Here is a 17568-nt window from a genome sequence, read left to right as displayed (position 1 = left end):
GTACACGAGCACACCGCTCTCGATCCCGGTTAGCGGCAACAGCATTGAGCTGCACCGATCGGAGGTCCGTTTCCCTGCTGACCATTCCGGGCGAGGCGAACGTGGGGCAGCGCTGTCAGCTCGACGATGCTGGTTTCTCGCCCGGGAAAAGGATCGGGCTGATCAAGTACGGTCTGCGGCCCGGGCCGGGCTGGTTCGCCGCGAGCGGTGCGACGAGGTCGCGGAAGCCGGTGAGCATGCGGTCGAGTTCCTCGGGGCTGAGCCACAGCGTGGCTTGGCGGTAGCCAACCGAGTCGGCGACGGGGTCGGCATCGGGCTGATCGAGGTAGGCGTTGAACTCCGCGATCAGGACGGCCATGGCGGCCGCGAACCCTTGGCGGTGATCGTCCGCGGTCATCGCGCTGCTCGCCTCGGGGGAGATGGTCGGGCGATCGGATCGCAGCCGGTAGGAGCGTTCCACCGCGCCGCGCACGCGTCGCTCATCGCCGATCTCGAGCATTCCCCCCTCGGTGAGCAGGCCGATCTGCCGGTAGACGCTGGTCCGGGGCACATCGGGCATGCGGTCGCACAACTCTCCGGCGCTGCGCAATCGGCCGCCGGACAGTGCGTGGATGATGCGCAATCGCACCGGGTGGAGCAGCAATTCGGTCGGGTCCATTCCTCAACTATCCCATATCTGGTACCGTTCCCAAAGTTGGTATCGATAGGGAGGGTGACCGTGATGCGGGATGTTCCTGGGCATCGAATGACATTGAACGGCAACGAGATCTACGTCGAAGAGTCCGGCACCGGGAGTACCTGGGTGGTGTTCGAATCCGGTTCGGGCGCGGGGCGAACGCTCTGGGATCCGGTGGTGCCGCTCCTGGGCGACACCGCGCGCACCGTCGCCTACGACCGAGCCGGTCGGGGCCGTAGTAGCCGTCCCGCGGAACCGCAGACCATCGACGACATGGCGGCGACCCTGGTGGCGTTGGTCCGGGCGCTCGCGCCGGAGCGGGTGATCCTGGTGGGTCACAGCATGGGTGGGCTGATCGTGCGCCGCGCCGCGGAAACGCTGTTGCCGGCCGGGCTCGTCCTCATCGACCCGACACCGGAAAATGCTCCGAACTACGACAATTGGGCGCCGACTGTCCGAAAGACCGACCGTATCCTCGCTGTGCAGCAGGCATTGAGCCACTTCCCGCCGCTCATGCGGCTTTTGACCAGTTCCTACGGCCGCAAGTTCCCCGCCGACAGCTATGCGACCATGCTGGCCGAGGACTTCACGTCCGCCGGACTCACCACGACCCGCCATGAGATAACAGCCGTCGCGGCGGCGATCGACGAATTCCGCCGCCGCCCACCAGAACCGCCGAAATCCGGCGTCATCGTGATCTCCGCGATCCACGCCGCCCGCTACCAGGCTCGCAATCTCGACCTTATGCGCGAATACCAGCGCCGATATGCCGAACAGGTCGGCGCGCAATACGAGGACGCCGTCTCCGAGCACATCATCCCCGCCGAGCGACCCGAGCAAGTCGCTGCCGCGGTTCGCCGACTGATAGACCTCGACGTATCGCAGGAACAGTGACGGCAAAACGACACTCCCCCGCCGAGCTACATGGCCGGTCCCTACGCGCCGGTTGCCGACGAGATCAATTCGATCGCACTGGGAGTGAGCGGCACTTTGCCCACCTGGCTGGATGGACGGTACTTCCGCAACCCGAGGTGGGTCGGTGGGCTTATCGGGCCGTGACGAACCCCTGGGAAACCAGCCAGTCGCGGGCGACGGTGGCGGGTTCGGCGCCTTCGAGGTCGACCTTGCGGTTGAGTTCGGTGATCGTCTCGTTGGTCAGTAGCCGCGAGATCGGCTCCATTACCGTGGCCACCTGGGGGTGTGCGTCGGCGAAGGATTTCCGCATCACCAGTGCCGCATTGTATTTGGGGAAGAAGCCGAGATCGTCGTCGAGGACGCGGAGGTCGAGGGCTTTGATGCGGCCGTCGGTGGTGGCTACCGAACCGAACTGGCAGCCGCCGTTGGCGGTGGAGGTGTAGACCAGCGCGTCCTGCATGATCTGCTTGTGCACCTTGCCGGTGTCGACGCCATACTTGCGGGCCATGCCCGGGAATCCGTCCTGGCGGACACTGAATTCGGTGCCCAGGCAGGTGGGTCCGGTGCCGGGTTCGGTGTTCACGGCCCGCGCGTAGTCCGAGAGCGTCTTCGTCCCGGTCCGCTGTGCGCTTGCCGCGTTGGTGACCAGCGCGTAGGTGTTGTTCATCGGGGCGACGTCCGCCCACAGCATGCCGTGCGCGGCCAGATCGGCGTCGCGTACTGCCTCGAATTGCTGCTGCGAGTCCGGAATCGGCGTCTCGTTGCCCAGATAGTTGATCCAGCCGGTGCCGGTGTAGTCGTAGGCGATATCGACCTGTCCGTGCAGCTGGGCATCACGCAGACTGTTGGACCCGGTGATATTGGTGAGATCGCGCACTCGCGCGCCTGCCGCGGTGAGCGCGAATTCGATGACATAGCCGAGAATGTTCTGCTCGGTGAAATCCTTGGACCCCACCGTGATCGCCACGCCCTGCAACTCCGGATCCGGCCGGATGCTGCCCGCTCCGACCTGCAACGGCACCGCCCCGCCGGATTCGAGCCCGCATCCCGCCACCAGTAGCAGCCCGAGCGCGGCCAGCACCGCCGTCCATCGCCTCCTCATCGCAGACCCCGTGGGCCGAGGAACTGTTCGGCGAGCGCTCCCAGCCAATCCACCAGTAGCGCGAGCGCCACCGCCAGCATCGCCCCCACCCACAGCGTCACGTTGTCCCGCAACTTGTACCCGGTATCGATGAGAATTCCCAGCCCACCCGCGCTGACCAGAAACGACAGCGTCGCCGTCCCCACCGCCAGCACCAGCGAGGTCCGCAGACCCGCGAGGATGTACGGCACGGCAAGCGGAAACTCGATGCGCCGCAACACCATAGCCGCGGACATCCCCTGTCCCCGCCCGGCGTCCACCAGCGTCGAATCGACCTGCTGATACCCGAGAATGGTGTTCCGCAATACCGGCAACATCCCGTAGAACGCGATCGGCGCCACCCCGACCCAGAACCCCGTGCGCTGGGTGACCAGGTAGTACAGGACGATGAGCCCGATGGCCGGCGCGGCCGCACCGGCATTGGCGATCCCCACGAAAAGCGGTGCCAGCCTGCGAAATCCGGGCCGGGTGAGCAAGGTCCCCAAGGGAACCGCGAGGGCGACGACGATGACCGCCACCGTCGCCGTGATCACGACGTGCTGCCGGGTGACAGTCACGATATTCGTCGCATTCATACTCGCCTGCTGGGTGGCCGGCAGATTCCGATCGAATGCCCACACCAGCACCGCCACCCCCAGCCCAACCGCCAACACCGGCTGCGCCACCAGCCGAATGAGCTCCGACCGCCGCTCGGTACTCCGCTCCCTCATGGCCGATCGCCCGTTTCCACCGCGCCGGAATCCTCGACCGCCTCGGCAGATTTCGTCGTGGCACGGCTGGCCTCGGCGCGGGTGGTGGCGAGGTGGCTGACGAGGGTGTCGATCGCGATCAACCCGGCGTATTCGCCATGATCGCCGGTGACCACGGCGTGGGCGTTGCTCTCGGTGAGCAGCATTTCCAGCGCCTCCTGCAGGGACGAGCGCAGGGCGACCGTGCCGGTGACCGGGTCTCCGGCCTCGCGCAGTGAGGAGGCGTGGGCCAGCTCCTGGGCCGAAACCCAGCGCAGGGGGCGGTGTTCCGCGTCCAGCACCAGGCCCCATTGCCATTCCCGCTCGGCGAGGGCAGTGCGCAGGGTTTGCGGCTCATCGCTTTCGGCGGCGGTCGGGCACTGTCCGAGTTCGACGTCCTCGACGCGGGTGAGCGTGAGCTGTTTGAGCCCGGCGTCCGCTCCGACGAATCCGGCGACGGTGTCGTCGGCGGGTGCGGCCAGGATCGCGGCCGGGGTGTCGTATTGCAGCAACCGGGAACCATTGCCCAGCACGGCGATTCGATCGCCGAGTTTGACGGCCTCATTGAAATCGTGGGTGACGAAGACGATCGTCTTGTGCAGTTCGGCCTGCAGGCGCAGCAGTTCGTCCTGGAGGAGCCCGCGGGTGATCGGGTCGACCGCGCCGAACGGCTCGTCCATCAGCAGGACGGGCGGGTCCGCGGCGAGTGCGCGTGCGACGCCGACGCGCTGCTGCTGACCGCCCGACAACTGGCGCGGGTAGCGGCGGCGGAAGGTGCCGGGATCCAGGCCGACCAGGTCGAGCATCTCGTCGACGCGGGCGGTGATCTTCGCGCGATTCCAGCCGAGCAGCGCGGGCACCGTAGCCACGTTGCGCGCCACTGTCTGATGCGGGAACAGCCCGGCCTGCTGGATCGAGTACCCGATCTGCCTGCGCAGCTGGTCCGGATCTTGTCGACCGATATCGCGCCCGTCGATGGTGATGGTGCCCGAGCTCGGCTCGATGAGCCGGTTGATCATGCGCATGATGGTGGTCTTGCCGCACCCCGACGGGCCGACGAACACCACGATCTCCCCGGCCGGAATGGTGATCGAGAATTCGTCGACCGCCGGATCCCGTTGCCCCGGATAGCGTTTGGTGACCGCATCGAGCACGATCCGCGCGCCACGTGGCGCGTGCGCGGAATCTTGTGCCGCAGTGACGGTTTCAGTCACGAATCCCCCTCGGGGTAGTGAACCGGCCGACGCCGGCCAGCAGAGCGTCGAGCAGCAACGCCAGCACGATGATCAGCACTGTGCCGGTGAGGGCCTGTGGCACCGCGGTCGGGCTGCCCAGCCGGGCCAGCCCGGAGAAGATCAGGTTCCCCAGTCCGGGCCCCTTCGCGTAGGCGGCCATGGCCAGAATCCCCATGATCATCTGGGTGCTGACCCGCATCCCGGTGAGGATCGACGGCCACGCCAGCGGCAGTTCGATGCCGACCAGTACTCGTAGCCGGTTCATCCCGACCCCGCGCGCCGCGTCCGACACCGCCGGATCCACCCCGCCCAGCCCGATGATCGTATTGCGCAGGATCGGCAGCAGCGCGTACAGCACCAGCGCGACCACAGTCGGCCGCACGCCCAGTCCCAGCACCGGAATCAGCAAGCCCAGCAACGCGAACGACGGCACGGTGAGAATGATGCTGGCCAGCGCGGTCGCCAGCGCCGACCCCCACGGACTGCGGTGCACCGCGATCCCGATCAGCACCGCCAACGCGGTCGCGATCAGCATCGACTGCACCACCGCGGATACATGCAGGTACGAGTCGGTGAGCAGCTGCCTGCGATGATCGACGACGAAATTCCAGAGCGTGCCCAGAAGCCCCCTCCTGCCTAGGAGTTCACCCCACAGTGTATTGATGCGAACCCCGCCTCGAGCCTTTTCGACTGTCGCCGAGACGATCAGTGGCAGTACGAAGGCCGCTGCGGTTGAACGGACTTCAGTCGGCGCGGTAGCGCAGCATCACCACGGCGTTGAAGTGCCTCGTCTCGGCCAATCGAAGCTGGATGCGCTTGTCCAGTGCCGGGAAGAGCGGTGTGCCGCCGCCGAGCACCAGGGGTGAGACGAACAGCTGGTACTCGTCGATGAGCCCGTGTGGCATCAGCGCGGCCGCGAGGCTCGCACCACCGACCTCCATGACGCCGTCTCCCGCGGCCTTGAGCCTGCGCACCTCCTCGACCGCATCCGCACTGACCAGGGTGCTGTTCCAATGGACCTCGGTGAGCGTCCGGGAGAAGACGACCTTGGGCTTCTCCCGCCACAGCCCGCCGAACTCGCGCTCGATGCGTGGCGCGTCCGCTGGCACGTGCGGCCAGTACGCGGCCATCAGCTCGTACAGCCGACGACCGTGCAGCGAGACCTCGATCTCGCGGTACCTGTCGTTGTGGAACTGGTGCAGCTCCTCGTCCGGGTCGGTCCAGTCGATGCTGCCGTCGCGGTCGTTGACGTAGCCGTCCAGGGACACGCCGAACCCATAGATCAGTTTCCTCATGACCGGGTAGACCTCCTACGCGCTCGAAACTCATCGATAGTGGAAGCAGCCCGGCATCCGGACCCGAGAGCAGGAAGTCAGGGGCGCAGCAGGGGACGTTCTTCGACCGCGGCTTTCCAGAGCTTTTCCGAGGCATTTGCGGTGTCGCCGTCCAGGAACTCGGGCAACAGGATGTCAGCCGCATCATCCGCGTCGGAGTGTTCGAGGTAATCGCCCCCGGACAAGCGCAGCCGGCAGGTCTTCAGATCATCGACGAAGATGACTTCGCCCCTGTCCCATGCTTCGAGCCACGCGCCCGCAGACGCGGCACCGTTCACGACGATCACTCCCATGTCGGAGAGTTCCGTCATCAGCAGGCCCCCGACGGTGAGCGAGCCGCCGATGAACAGATTGCTGTCCATGAGGCACATCAGGTGCTGCGCGGTGACCGAGCCGGTGATGAACAGCGGCGTGTAGACATCTGCGTTCACAAAGCGCATCGGCCCGTCGACCGTCAGGTCGCCATCGATGACGTAAACGGTGTCCGGCGCCAGACCAGGGTCGTTCCCTATGGACAAGGGCCCGTCGATGGTGAGGTCACCCTGGTGAACGAAGAAGCACTCTGGTTCGTCCTCGAAGAGTTCTTCCAGGTCGTCCACGTGGTTGTTGCTGGCTTTGCTGATGTCGTAACGCTCTGCTGCCTCGGACAGCGGTACTGATTTCCAACGTGTGCACCACTGATCGAAGGACACCTGACTCCTCGCGTTCTGTCCGATCCGGTTTGCTGTGCGGCACAACAAAACCCGTCCAACGAGTCTTGCACACGCCGTCACTCGACCGCATAGCTTCGGCACTTCAGCGGGCTGGCACCGCCGACACCCGGATTGGGTTCTGAGAGCTTCGACTCAGGAGCCAATCCTGTTTCTGTCCCCAGCGCACAACACTGTCGGTCCGAGACAGCAGCTCACAACACCCTTCCGCTACGGTCGGCCCGCCGCTTTCGCGTTCAGGGATATGCGGTTGTGGCATGGGTGCCGAGCGTAGGCCATCGACGCCAATCCCTGTATCGCGCACCAAGTTTCATACCCACTGCGCGTCTGGGTCGTTCGTTGCCTCGGGGGCGGTAGGGTTCGGGCGGTGGAAGGGATGGCATCGATGAGACGGCTGGCGGTTGTGGTGGGGGCGGCAATGGCGGTGGCCGCGGGGCAGGTCGGCGTAGGGGCGGCGCAGGAGGATTCCGGGACCTTGGATCGGCTGGTGGAGTTGATGAGCGAGCGGCTCGGTACTGCGGATACTGTCGCGGCGGTCAAGTGGGCGGGGGCGGTGCGGGATGGGGGCGAGCCGGTGATCGACGATCCGGTTCGTGAACAGTCGATCTATGATGCGATGGCTCAGCTGGGGGTGGAGCGGAATCTGCCTGCGGGGCTGGTCCGGCAGGTGTTCGAAGGTCAGATCGAGGCCAGCAAGATCATCCAGCGTGGGCTGGTGACCGAGTGGCGGTATGGGCTGGCGATGGCACCGGTGCCCGCGACGGATCTGGCCGGGGTGCGGCCGGTGATCGATGGCCTCAATGTCGCGGTCATCGACGAATTGGATAGGGAACGCACCGAATTGACGCGCTCCGATTGCCCGGCGCGAGTCGCCGCCGGGGTGCTCGCTGTCGCCGGGCACGACAATCTCGACACTCTCCACGCGGCGGCGCTCGTGCGCGCGTCGACTCCATTGTGTGAGAGCTGACATATGTCCTCCAGCACAGAGACGTCACCCCGAAGGGACTGCCTCACCAGCACCCGAATTCGGCTGCCGAGCAACAGCGTTCGCGGCAACTCAGTCGAGACAGAATTCGTTGCCCTCGATGTCCTGCATCACGAGGCACGACTCGTTGAAGCCATCGGCACGCAGTAGTCGCACGCGTACCGCGCCGAGCCCAACCAGCCGTGCACACTCGGCCTCGAGTGCGGCCAAGCGCTCTTCGCCCACGAGCCCAGTGCCGACTCGCACGTCGAGATGCACCCGATTCTTGGTGATTTTCCCTTCGGGCACACGCTGAAAGAACAGTCGCGGGCCCACACCTGACGGATCGACGCATGCGAACGCTGAACCCTGATGCTCAGGCGGCAGAGAGGAATTGAAGTCGGCCCAACTGGCAAACCCCTCCGGTGGCGGCGGAATGACATACCCGAGCACATCGCACCAGAAACGAGCGACACGCTCAGGCTCCGCGCAGTCGAAGGTGACCTGGATCTGTTTGACTGACGTCATCGGTTCACCATAGCGGCAGGGTCCTTCGCCACCGCGGCAGCAGCCCCGCCCGACGACGCGGGCCGACCTTCGCCATGCCACTTACCCAACCTCACTGGCGTTCAACGGATTCCGCGCCGAGACCGCCACTTACCGCCTCCTCGCCCGCGGCGCACTCCTTGCAGCTGTACCCCGTGCCTGAATCACCAGCTGTGCGAAACCTTTTGAACTGCACCGTGATATGTGGGGAGCAGTCAGCCACGAGAGCGCCCGATAGCGCAGTTGGAGGGTCATAGCCCGGTCACCGAGCCGGCGTCGACGCCAGCGGCGTATTGATCCGCCCGGACGGTCGACGGGTCGCCTCAAACCAGGTCGCCGATAGCGTCGGCCAAAGCGACCAGCACGTTTGGCACTCGATCCCAGGTGCTGTCAGCGGGCCAGCGGCGCTGCGGCTTCCACACACGCTCGCGCCGGAAACCGTAGGCCGACAGGAGGCTAGCCGAGGCGGCGTTGGAGCTCGGGGCGGTAGTCGTCGAAGGCGGCGGCGACCTCGTCGAGGTAGACCAGTTGAGGGAAGTCGATGATCGGCTGGTGGTCGATCAGAAAGGCGGCGGTCAGTTCCACGACGCGGTGCTCGTCGGCTGCGGCGACGCCGAGGTCGGCGAGAACGTCCGGGGCGACTATGAATTGCGATTCGGCGGAGTCGGTGCCGTCGTCGACCAGGACTCGGTATTCGTGGTCGACGACGGGTTCGACGGTGATTCGGGGGTTGGTCATCGGGACAGGGGGCTGTAGAAGACCAAGCCATTGCCTTTGTTGTCGTAGACGACGGCGCGGCGTTCGTGGGCATCGTCGTAGGGGCCCTTGACGATGCCGCCGCCGCTGGCCTCGATGGCCTTGGCGGCGGCGTCCACGTCCGCGGTTTTGATGCCTACGACAACCTGGCCGTGGATGGGGTGGTCGACCGCGGTGGCCAGGGCGAGGGTGATGGGGCCGCCGTCGAGGGCGGCGAAGTGGGCGCCATCGCGAAACTTCATGCGCATGCCGAGGGTTTGGGTGTAGAAGTCGATGGATTCATCGAGGTTGTCGGTGGACAGGATGATCATCTTGACTTCCTGATCGCTCATGGCTGCCTCCTGCGGGCGAAGTGGTGGCATGCCCGGAATGCCCGGGTTCGGTCGCTCACCATGATGGCCGCTCCGCGCCGCCGGGGATCGCCAACGACACGCCGCCGCCCACTGAGTGGGCATTGTGAGCCAGCGCGGGCTTTCGAAGCAGCGCGGCTGGTGCGCCGCTCCGCGGGTTCGACGGCGGCGAGGACGGCCCACCGCCCCACCGCATGCGCCGCTGAGTGTCTGTTTTCCGCCACATTCTTTTGTTTCACGGAATCAACTTTTATAGTTGATTCATGGAAGCAAACAAAGACCAGGTTTCGCGGCTGGCCCGCTGCACCGCACGATTCGCGGAAGCCATGCGGCAGGGCACTTCTCGCGCCTACGACCCGGTCCGGGTCGGCGTATTGCAGTGCGCGGTCGAGTCCGGGCCACTGCGGGCCGGGGAGATCGCCGAATGCCTGGACGCGTTGCCGTCTTCCATCACCCGGCATGTCCAGGCGCTGATCGACTCCGGGCTGGTCAGCACCTCCCCCGATCCGGCGGATCGGCGGGCGGTGCTGGTCGAGGCCACCGAGGCGGGCCGGGCCGAGCTCGCGCAGTTCCTGGAGATCGGAGACCAGGTCTTCGGCGAGGTGATCGCCGACTGGTCCGCCGAGGATGTCGACACGCTCACCCGGCTGCTCGATCGCATGATCGAGGCCTGGGCCGTGGCGGGAGCACGCCAGCAGCAGCGGGCGAGCCGCAAACGCCCGGGCCGATTCGGCTGGAGCCGGATCTGACCTCAGGAGAGGACCAATTGTCATGGCCACCAACACACCCCTGCACGTGATCATCGCCGGTGGCGGCATCGGCGGGCTGGCGCTCGCCAACGGCCTGCGCCGCGCCGGCGTGAGCGTCAGCGTGCACGAACGCGAAACCCAGCGCACCGACCGGCTGCAGGGTTTCCGCATCCACATCAACCCGCACGGCAGCCATGCCCTGGCGGAACTGCTGTCGCCGGAGCTGTATTCGACCTTCGTCGCGTGTGCGGGCAAGGGCGGCAACGGGTTCGGTTTCGTCACGGAACAATTGCGGGAACTGCTCCAGATCGATCCGGAGGAGGGTGAGCACACCGCCGGCGGACATTACGGCATCAGCCGGATCACCCTGCGGCAGCTACTGCTCGCCGATCTGGGCGATGTCGTCCACTACGGCAGCATGTTCGACCGCTATGAGCGCCTGCCCGACGGCCGGATCCGGGCCCATTTCGGCAACGGCGACTCCGAGATCGGTGATGTCCTGGTCGGCGCGGACGGCGGCACCTCCCGGGTACGGGCGCAATACCTCCCGCACGCCGAGCGCGTGGACACCGGAATCGTCACCATCGCAGGCAAATACGGCCTGACGCCGGAATCGCGGGCCCGCCTGGACGCCCGGCTGCTGCGCAATCCGCTCAGCGTCATCCCGCCGATTGGCTGCGGAATGTTCCTCGCCCCACATGAATTCGACACCCCCGCCGGTGCGGAACGCATCGCTGGGAACCAGCCCGGCCTCGAACCCGGGCTGCTCCTCGACAACACCCAGCCGTACGTCTTCTGGGCCTTCGCGGCCAAACGCGAACGCTACGGCGCCGACCTGGAGGCGCTCCCGTCCGTCGGCCTGCACGAGCTGGCCGTGCGCATGACCACCGGATGGGCGCCCGAATTGCGGGCGCTGGTCGCCGATTCCGATCCGGAGACCGCCACCCTGCTGCCGATCAAGACCTCGGTCCCGATCCCGGCCTGGCAGACCACGAATGTCACGCTGCTCGGCGATGCGGTGCACAGCATGACCCCGTTCGCCGGTATCGGCGCGAACACCGCACTGCGCGACGCCCGGGGGCTGTGCCGCGCACTGGTGGCCGCCGAACGCCGTGAGCTCGGACTGCTCGAGGGCATTCACCGATACGAAACGGACATGATCGACTACGGCTTCGCGGCGGTGCGGACCTCGCTGACCGCGGCCACCCAGTCGGTATCCGACAGCCGGTTCGCGCGTGGCGCCGGCAAACTCGTCTTCCGCACCGCCAACGCCGTGCCCGCCATGAAGCGAAAGATGTTCGCCGACTTGGGTGCCGAGTGATAGCTGCCGTGCATGTGCCGCCCGTCCGGCGAGCGGGTGGCACATGCGGATCACCACCCTCGGATGTCCAAAGTCCAACGCGCACATGACATTAAGAAGGCCCGCAGATTGCTGATCCGGCGGAGACGTCCCAGCCGGAAGTAATTTGAATGAAACATTCCCTTTCAATTTCCCAATCCGAACCATGCCCGGTAGTGTGCCGTCGTCGCCCCCGCGATCGCGAAACCCCTGTTCTGGCAATGGAGTTCGAGTGCTGGAAATTCACCACTTCAGCTACGGTTGGATCACTCCCGTACTGGCGTACGTCATGTCCGTCACCGGATCCTTGCTCGGTCTGCGGTGTACGGCACGGGCCCGGTCCGGGGACGGACGCAGCGGCTGGCTCATCTCGGCGGCCGTGGCCATCGGCGGCACCGGCATCTGGGTGATGCACTTCGTCGCCATGCTGGGCTTCACCATCCGCGGTGCGGTGGTCAAGTACAACGTGCCGCTCACCCTGCTCAGCGCCGTCATCTCGGTCACCGTGGTGTGGATGGGCCTGTTCATCGTGGCCCGCGAGCCATTCGGCCGTTTGTCACTGTTCGCGGGCGGCGCGGTCACCGGGCTGGGCGTCGGCGCCATGCACTACTCGGGCATGTACGCCATGCGGTCCGACGCCATGATCGACTACAACGCCGGCATCGTCACGCTGTCCATGGTGATCGCGGTGGTCGCGGCCACCGTGGCGCTGTGGTTCACGCTGGTCATCACTGGTATCTGGGCCACCATCGGCGCGGCCCTGATCATGGGTGTCGCGGTCTGCGGCATGCACTACACCGGCATGGCGTCGATGAGCGCGCACCACATGGATAATCCGGCCACCCCGCGGGGCGCGGGCGCGATGGAACTGCTGGCCCCGCTGATGATCAGCGTCAGCATGGTGACGCTCGTCCTGCTCATTCACGTCGGACTCACCGAGGTGGACGAACGCTCCATGATGCCCGAACCGGATCAGCCCGAAACGGCGGCGCGCGCGGGCTGGTCGCTGCGGGCGGTCTCGGCGGCGGCCGACACGCGAGGTTCCGGCCAGGACGAGCCCGGTCCGCGCGACTACCGGACCGCGGGCCTATACGCACCGGCCGCCGACTATCAGGCGCCCGGCCGCCATGAGATGTCCCCACCCGGCGACTGGCGTTCGGACCAGTTCTACCCGGCGGCCGGCGGCCCGGCGGCGCGCCCCGACCGGAATCCGGTTCCGCCGCAGCGCAGTACCCGCTACCCATAGCCGAACCCGCCCGACTATGGGCAATATCCGTTCTCAACCGGACAGGCTGAGAATTGCCGACCCGATTCGCTGAGAATCCGGTTCCGGTGTTCGACTTTGGGGCACATCGGCAGCAAACTGACTGCCGTGGAGCACCACCAGCTGGAGTTGATCTTCGCGGTCCTGTTCGCGACCATCCTGGCCCAGCCGCTCGGACGGCGGCTGGGCCAGGCCCCGGCGGTCCTCATGACCGCCTTCGGCGTGGTGCTGGCCCTGATTCCGCAGGTGCCCAATATCGAGATCGATCCCGAACTCATCCTGCCGCTGGTGCTGCCGCCCCTGCTGTACGCGGCCGCACGGCGCACCTCCTGGCGGCAGTTCGCCGAGAACTGGGTGGCCATCAGCCTGCGCGCGGTGGTGCTGGTCATCGTGACCACCGCAGCCGTGGCCTGGGCCTTTCACCTCTGGTATCCGGCCGTGCCGATCGGTGCCGCGGTGGCGCTCGGCGCCCTGGTCGCGCCGCCGGATCCGGTGGCGGTCTCGGCGCTGGCCGGCAAGCTGGGCCTGCCCCGGCGTCTGGTCGCGGTGCTCGAGGGCGAGGGCCTGTTCAATGACGTGACCGCGATCGTCCTCTACACGGCGGCGATTCAGGCCGTGGTGACCGGTTCCTTCTCGGCCTGGGGCGCATTCCGCGATTTCCTGGTGTCGGCGCTGGTCGGGGCGGTGGTCGGGCTGCTGTTCGGCTGGGCCGGAAGCAAACTCATGCAGCGGCTGGACGAGGCCCCGTGGCGGGTGGCGCTGGGACTGCTGCTGCCGTTCGCCGCCTACGGGCTCTCGGAGTCGCGGGGCGGGTCGGCGGTGCTGGCGGTGCTGGTCTGCTCGATGTATCTCACACATGCCGCAGCCGATTTCAGCGACAGCGACTACCGGCTGGTCGGCGACTCCTTCTGGGAGATCACCGAAATGCTGGTCACCGGTTTCGCTTTCGGCCTGATCGGACTCGAGCTGAGCACGGTACTGCGCGACGCCGGACCCGACTGGCCGCGCTTCATCGGCGGGGCGGTGGTGATCATCGCGGTGGTGGTGGGGTTGCGGCTGATCTGGCTGCTGACCACGACCGTGATCTTCCGATCGTGGTGGCGCACCCGCGACAAGGACGAGCCCCATACCTGGCGCGAGACCGTGGTCACCTGGTGGGCGGGCATGCGCGGGGTCGCCACGGTGGCGCTGGCACTCGCCGTGCCGTTCACCACCGACAGCGGACAACCGTTCCCGGGCCGCACCGAAATCCTGTTCACCGCCATCGCGGTGGTGCTGTTCACACTGCTGCTACAGGGCCCGACCCTGCCCGCCGTGGTGCGGGCGACCGGCGTGCACGCCGACACCGGCACCGAGCGCGCCTTCGAGCGCCAGCTCTGGACCCGGGTGCTGGAGGCCGAACTGGCCCGGCTCAAGGAGATCTCGGAGACCGAGCACCTGCCCGAGGAGGTCTACGACCGGCTGCGCACGGGATTCGAACGCCGTCTGGCCCAGGCGGATCCGGAGGCCGCCGAGGACAATCCCCGGACGCACACCGATCGCACGCTGGCCTTCACCACGAAGATGCGCTCCATCACCAATGAGGTGCTGGAAGCGGGCCGGGCCGAGGCGCTGGCCGCACGCCGCGAACCGGGGGTCCCGCCCGATGTGGTGGACCGCGTCATGCGCCGGCTGGACCTGCGCCGGTGACCGACCGCTACCCGGTCCGCCCCAGCTTCACCAGGACGGCGACGAATTCCCGCAGGAAGGATTTCCGGGTCAGCAGCCGCGAGGTACGCGCGCCGGTGACCTGAGCGCGCAGCCCCAGCCGCCGGACCAGCCCGGCCGTCCGCAACACGTGAAAGTCACTGGTGACCACGGTTATTCGCACCTGCTCCGGATCCGTGCCGCGCCTGCGTAACTCCAGGACGGTGAACCGCAGATTCTCCTCGGTATTGCGGGACCGGTTCTCGCGCAGGATGTGGTCGTCCGGAATGCCCTGCGCCACAAGATAATCAGCCATCGCCTCGGCCTCGGTCACGGTTTCGCGCCCGCTCTGCCCGCCCGACACCACCAGCAGCGGCGTACGGCCGCGGCGGCGTTCCTCTCCCACCACCTCGAGCGTCCGGTTCAGCCGTCTGGCAAGCATCGGTGCAACCCGATCGTGGCGCAGCCGGCAACCGAGCACGACCACCACGTCCGCGCCGGGCCGCGGGGAAACTCGCGCGCGACCGACCGTATAGCCGGTGAACCCGAGGAACGGCACCAGCACCGCGGTTCCCGCCAGCGCCAGCACCACTCGCCATCGTCGCATCCCGCCTGTACCTCCTGCTCCGCGCCGAGTCGGCACTGTTCGAGCGGCCTGCCACAAGCCCGGGTGAACAGTACTTCCCGCGCCGGCGGCGAGGCCGGGCGGCCGCGGATTCGGCCAGAACGCGACGATGTAGGTGAGTCGCGCACCGCTCAGTGTTTCGCCTGGTCACGCACCGTCCCCGCGACGGGCCGCGGGGCGTCCACCGAGATCGCGCCCGCATCGGTGAGCACGCGGTCGGCCGATGTGTCCTTCAGATCGACCCCCGACCGGCCGAGCTGACGAGCACCATCGACCAACCCCGCGACGACGTGAGCCGCACGCGCGTACGAGAGCCCTTCGGGCGGATGAATATTCGAGATGCAGTTCCGCTCGGAATCAAATCGTCCGGGTCGCGGGCAATGGGTGAGATAGATCCCGAGACTGTCGGCGACCGACAGCCCGGGCCGCTCCCCGATCAACACCAGCACCGTCCGCACGCCCAGCGCCGCACCGATGTGATCCCCCAGCGCCACCCGGGCCTGCGTGGCGATCACCGGCGGAGCGAGCGTGTATCGCCCCTCGAACGCCGCGAGCAACGCCGCGAGCATCGGAACCCCGTGATCGGCGAGTGCCCTCGACGAAAGCCCTTCCGCCAGAACGAAACCCACGTCCGCCCCGCTGTGCGGCACCGCCGGGTCATCGGTTTCGGGCAGCCGCCCGAGATCCGGACGCCGCAAATACTCCGAGCGATCGCTCGCTCTGCTGCGCACGTGCACCGGCTCGCCCAGCCCGAGACCCCGCACCTCGGCGGCCAGGGCCGTGATATCGAGCGGACTGTGCACGGCATCCCGGGCCGCGGCATGAGCCGCCCGGAACTCGAGCACCTCCGCGGTGGACAGCGCGTCCCCGGTGCGCCCGAGCCCGATCCGCGCCTGCGTACTGCGCCGCAGTCCGTCCCAGAACGCTTGCGCGGCAATATCCTCGGTGCGGCGGATCGGGCGCACGGGTTCGATCGGGCTCACTGGTCTCCCTCCGGGTAAGGGCCGGCGTTGTCGGCGACTCCGGTCGACGCCACCGGCCGAGCCTGCGCGATGCACGGTCCAATCCTGGTCGCGCAGAATCGCTTTCGCGCAGCGGTCGAGGTGGCGCCGATGCTCACGCCGCCCCCTTGGCAGCCAGCGCACGCAGCGGGGAGGACAGGGGCTCGACGGGAAGGATGCGGCCGGTCGAGTCCATCATGCCGAGACCGTCGAGCCAGGCGGCGAATTCGGGGGCGGGGCGGAGATCGAGGATCTGCCGGGCATAGAGGGCGTCGTGGTAGGCGAGGCTCTGGTAGCCGAGCATGACGTCGTCGGCGCCGGGGACCGCGATGACGAAGGGGCAGCCCGCCGCGGCCAGCACGGTGAGCAGGGTGTCCATGTCGTCCTGGTCGGCTTCGGCGTGATTGGTGTAGCAGACGTCGACACCCATGGGAAGTCCGAGGAGCTTGCCGCAGAAGTGGTCCTCGAGGCCGGCGCGGATGATCTGCTTGCCGTCGTAGAGGTATTCGGGGCCGATGAAACCGACCACCGTATTGATCAGGAACGGGTCCAGGTCGCGGGCGATGGCGTAGGCGCGGGCCTCGAGGGTCTGCTGGTCGACCGGCTTGCCGCCGGCGCCCAGGTGCGCGCCCGCCGACAGCGCCGAGCCCTGACCGGTTTCCAGGTACATGACGTTGCCGCCCACGGTCCCGCGACGCAGCGACCGGCCCGCCTCGTTGGCCTCGCGCAGCAGCGAGATGGTCACGCCGAAGCCGGAATTCGCGCCCTGGGTGCCCGCGATGGACTGAAACACCAGATCCACCGGCGCCCCCGCCTCGATGAGCCCGAGCGTGGTGGTGACATGCGAGAGCACACACGACTGCGTCGGAATCTCGAAGCGCTGCCGCACCTCGTCGAGCAGGTACAGCAGATCCGCCGTGGCCTGCGGCGAATCGGTGGCCGGATTGATGCCGATCACCGCGTCCCCGCACCCCAGCAGCAGCCCGTCCAGCACCGCCGCGGCGATTCCGCGCGGATCATCGGTCGGATGGTTGGGCTGCAATCGGGTGGCGAGCGTGCCCGGCACCCCGATGCTGGTCCGGAACCCGGAGCGCACCTCGGCCGCCCGCGCGACCGCGATGAGGTCCTGATTGCGCATGAGTTTGCTGACGGCCGCGGCCATCTCGGGCGTGAGCCCGGGTGCGACCGCCCGCAGGGTGGCCGCGGCATCGGGCCGGGCGGCCACCGCGAGCAGCCAGTCCCGCAGCCCGCCCACCGTCAGATGCGAAATCGCCTGGAACGCACCGCGATCGTGCCCGTCGATGATCAACCGCGTGACCTCGTCGGTCTCGTACGGCACCACCGGATCCTCCAGGAAGACGCCCAGCGACACCTCGGCCAGCGCCCACTGCGCCGCCGCCCGCTCGGCATCGGAGTGCGCCGCGCACCCCGCCAGTTCGTCCCCGCTGCGCCGCGGTGTGGCTTTGGCCAGCAGTTCGACCAGCCCGTCGAAGGTGTAGGTGCTGCCGCCCAGGCGCTGATGGAAGATCACCCTCCCGATGGTCCGGGC

Annotated in this window: 19 protein-coding genes; 6 read left to right on the top strand and 13 right to left on the bottom strand. The window is 67.3% G+C overall.

Annotation, left to right across the window (positions count from 1 at the left end; genetic code table 11):
- Positions 1–115: 115 nt before the first annotated feature.
- Positions 116–658 (bottom strand): helix-turn-helix domain-containing protein, encoded by a 543-nt coding sequence (locus AB0L60_RS26750; RefSeq protein ID WP_364618875.1) that lies wholly within the window; start codon positions 656–658, stop codon positions 116–118.
- Positions 659–721: 63 nt separating this feature from the next.
- On the opposite strand from AB0L60_RS26750, the gene AB0L60_RS26745 reads away from it, so the two are divergent.
- Positions 722–1570, top strand: coding sequence for an alpha/beta hydrolase (locus tag AB0L60_RS26745; protein ID WP_364618873.1), 849 nt, complete (start codon positions 722–724; stop codon positions 1568–1570).
- A gap of 151 nt (positions 1571–1721) precedes the next feature.
- Here AB0L60_RS26745 and AB0L60_RS26740 read toward each other — a convergent pair whose 3' ends face one another.
- The 6 genes from AB0L60_RS26740 to AB0L60_RS26715 form a co-directional block, all read right to left on the bottom strand.
- Positions 1722–2693: a glycine betaine ABC transporter substrate-binding protein gene (locus AB0L60_RS26740; protein ID WP_364618870.1), complete on the bottom strand. Its 972-nt coding sequence runs from the start codon at positions 2691–2693 to the stop codon at positions 1722–1724.
- On the bottom strand, positions 2690–3442 hold the full coding sequence (locus tag AB0L60_RS26735) for an ABC transporter permease subunit (RefSeq protein WP_364618867.1): 753 nt from the start codon (positions 3440–3442) through the stop codon (positions 2690–2692). The genes AB0L60_RS26740 and AB0L60_RS26735 overlap by 4 nt, the downstream gene beginning before the upstream one ends.
- Complete coding sequence (locus AB0L60_RS26730) at positions 3439–4674, bottom strand: ATP-binding cassette domain-containing protein (RefSeq protein ID WP_364618864.1); 1236 nt, start codon at positions 4672–4674, stop codon at positions 3439–3441. The genes AB0L60_RS26735 and AB0L60_RS26730 overlap by 4 nt, the downstream gene beginning before the upstream one ends.
- Positions 4667–5317, bottom strand: a complete 651-nt coding sequence (locus AB0L60_RS26725; protein ID WP_354837086.1) for an ABC transporter permease — start codon at positions 5315–5317, stop codon at positions 4667–4669. The genes AB0L60_RS26730 and AB0L60_RS26725 overlap by 8 nt, the downstream gene beginning before the upstream one ends.
- 121 nt (positions 5318–5438) lie before the next feature.
- On the bottom strand, positions 5439–5990 hold the full coding sequence (locus AB0L60_RS26720) for a dihydrofolate reductase family protein (protein WP_364618861.1): 552 nt from the start codon (positions 5988–5990) through the stop codon (positions 5439–5441).
- Positions 5991–6067: 77 nt separating this feature from the next.
- Positions 6068–6721 carry a hypothetical protein gene (locus AB0L60_RS26715; protein ID WP_364618859.1) on the bottom strand — a complete coding sequence of 218 codons (654 nt, stop codon included), beginning with the start codon at positions 6719–6721 and terminating at the stop codon, positions 6068–6070.
- Positions 6722–7124: 403 nt separating this feature from the next.
- Between AB0L60_RS26715 and AB0L60_RS26710 the strand changes: the two genes are divergently transcribed.
- Positions 7125–7706: a chorismate mutase gene (locus AB0L60_RS26710; RefSeq protein ID WP_364618856.1), complete on the top strand. Its 582-nt coding sequence runs from the start codon at positions 7125–7127 to the stop codon at positions 7704–7706.
- A 90-nt stretch (positions 7707–7796) separates the two neighbouring features.
- Here the strand turns inward: AB0L60_RS26710 and AB0L60_RS26705 are convergent, their stop codons facing one another.
- The 3 genes from AB0L60_RS26705 to AB0L60_RS26695 form a co-directional block, all read right to left on the bottom strand.
- On the bottom strand, positions 7797–8231 hold the full coding sequence (locus tag AB0L60_RS26705; RefSeq protein WP_364618853.1) for a VOC family protein: 435 nt from the start codon (positions 8229–8231) through the stop codon (positions 7797–7799).
- Positions 8232–8705: 474 nt separating this feature from the next.
- Positions 8706–8987 carry a hypothetical protein gene (locus AB0L60_RS26700; protein ID WP_364618850.1) on the bottom strand — a complete coding sequence of 94 codons (282 nt, stop codon included), beginning with the start codon at positions 8985–8987 and terminating at the stop codon, positions 8706–8708.
- Entirely contained in the window at positions 8984–9337 is a 354-nt protein-coding gene (locus AB0L60_RS26695; protein ID WP_364618848.1) for a VOC family protein, read from the bottom strand. The genes AB0L60_RS26700 and AB0L60_RS26695 overlap by 4 nt, the downstream gene beginning before the upstream one ends.
- A gap of 281 nt (positions 9338–9618) precedes the next feature.
- On the opposite strand from AB0L60_RS26695, the gene AB0L60_RS26690 reads away from it, so the two are divergent.
- The 4 genes from AB0L60_RS26690 to AB0L60_RS26675 all read left to right on the top strand — a co-directional run bounded on the left by AB0L60_RS26690 (position 9619) and on the right by AB0L60_RS26675 (position 14396).
- On the top strand, positions 9619–10104 hold the full coding sequence (locus AB0L60_RS26690; RefSeq protein ID WP_364618845.1) for a MarR family transcriptional regulator: 486 nt from the start codon (positions 9619–9621) through the stop codon (positions 10102–10104).
- A 22-nt stretch (positions 10105–10126) separates the two neighbouring features.
- Complete coding sequence (locus tag AB0L60_RS26685; protein WP_364618843.1) at positions 10127–11425, top strand: FAD-dependent monooxygenase; 1299 nt, start codon at positions 10127–10129, stop codon at positions 11423–11425.
- 250 nt (positions 11426–11675) lie between these two features.
- Entirely contained in the window at positions 11676–12689 is a 1014-nt protein-coding gene (locus AB0L60_RS26680; protein ID WP_364618840.1) for an MHYT domain-containing protein, read from the top strand.
- Between the two features lie 126 nt (positions 12690–12815).
- The gene (locus AB0L60_RS26675; RefSeq protein ID WP_364618837.1) at positions 12816–14396 is read left to right on the top strand and encodes a Na+/H+ antiporter; all 1581 of its coding nucleotides are present in this window, start codon (positions 12816–12818) and stop codon (positions 14394–14396) included.
- 7 nt (positions 14397–14403) lie between these two features.
- On the opposite strand, the gene AB0L60_RS26670 is transcribed toward AB0L60_RS26675, so the two are convergent.
- From AB0L60_RS26670 to AB0L60_RS26660, 3 genes are all read right to left on the bottom strand, one after another.
- Positions 14404–15000 (bottom strand): YdcF family protein, encoded by a 597-nt coding sequence (locus AB0L60_RS26670; RefSeq protein ID WP_364618834.1) that lies wholly within the window; start codon positions 14998–15000, stop codon positions 14404–14406.
- A 149-nt stretch (positions 15001–15149) separates the two neighbouring features.
- Positions 15150–15974 carry an ethanolamine ammonia-lyase subunit EutC gene (gene eutC, locus AB0L60_RS26665; RefSeq protein ID WP_364619182.1) on the bottom strand — a complete coding sequence of 275 codons (825 nt, stop codon included), beginning with the start codon at positions 15972–15974 and terminating at the stop codon, positions 15150–15152.
- Between the two features lie 160 nt (positions 15975–16134).
- Positions 16135–17550, bottom strand: coding sequence for an ethanolamine ammonia-lyase subunit EutB (locus AB0L60_RS26660; RefSeq protein ID WP_364618831.1), 1416 nt, complete (start codon positions 17548–17550; stop codon positions 16135–16137).
- Positions 17551–17568 lie beyond the last annotated feature (18 nt).

Origin of the sequence: Nocardia sp. NPDC051981, from assembly GCF_040680715.1 — a bacterium.
In the GTDB taxonomy this organism is placed as follows: domain Bacteria; phylum Actinomycetota; class Actinomycetes; order Mycobacteriales; family Mycobacteriaceae; genus Nocardia.
This window is presented reverse-complemented; position numbering and strand designations above follow the sequence as displayed.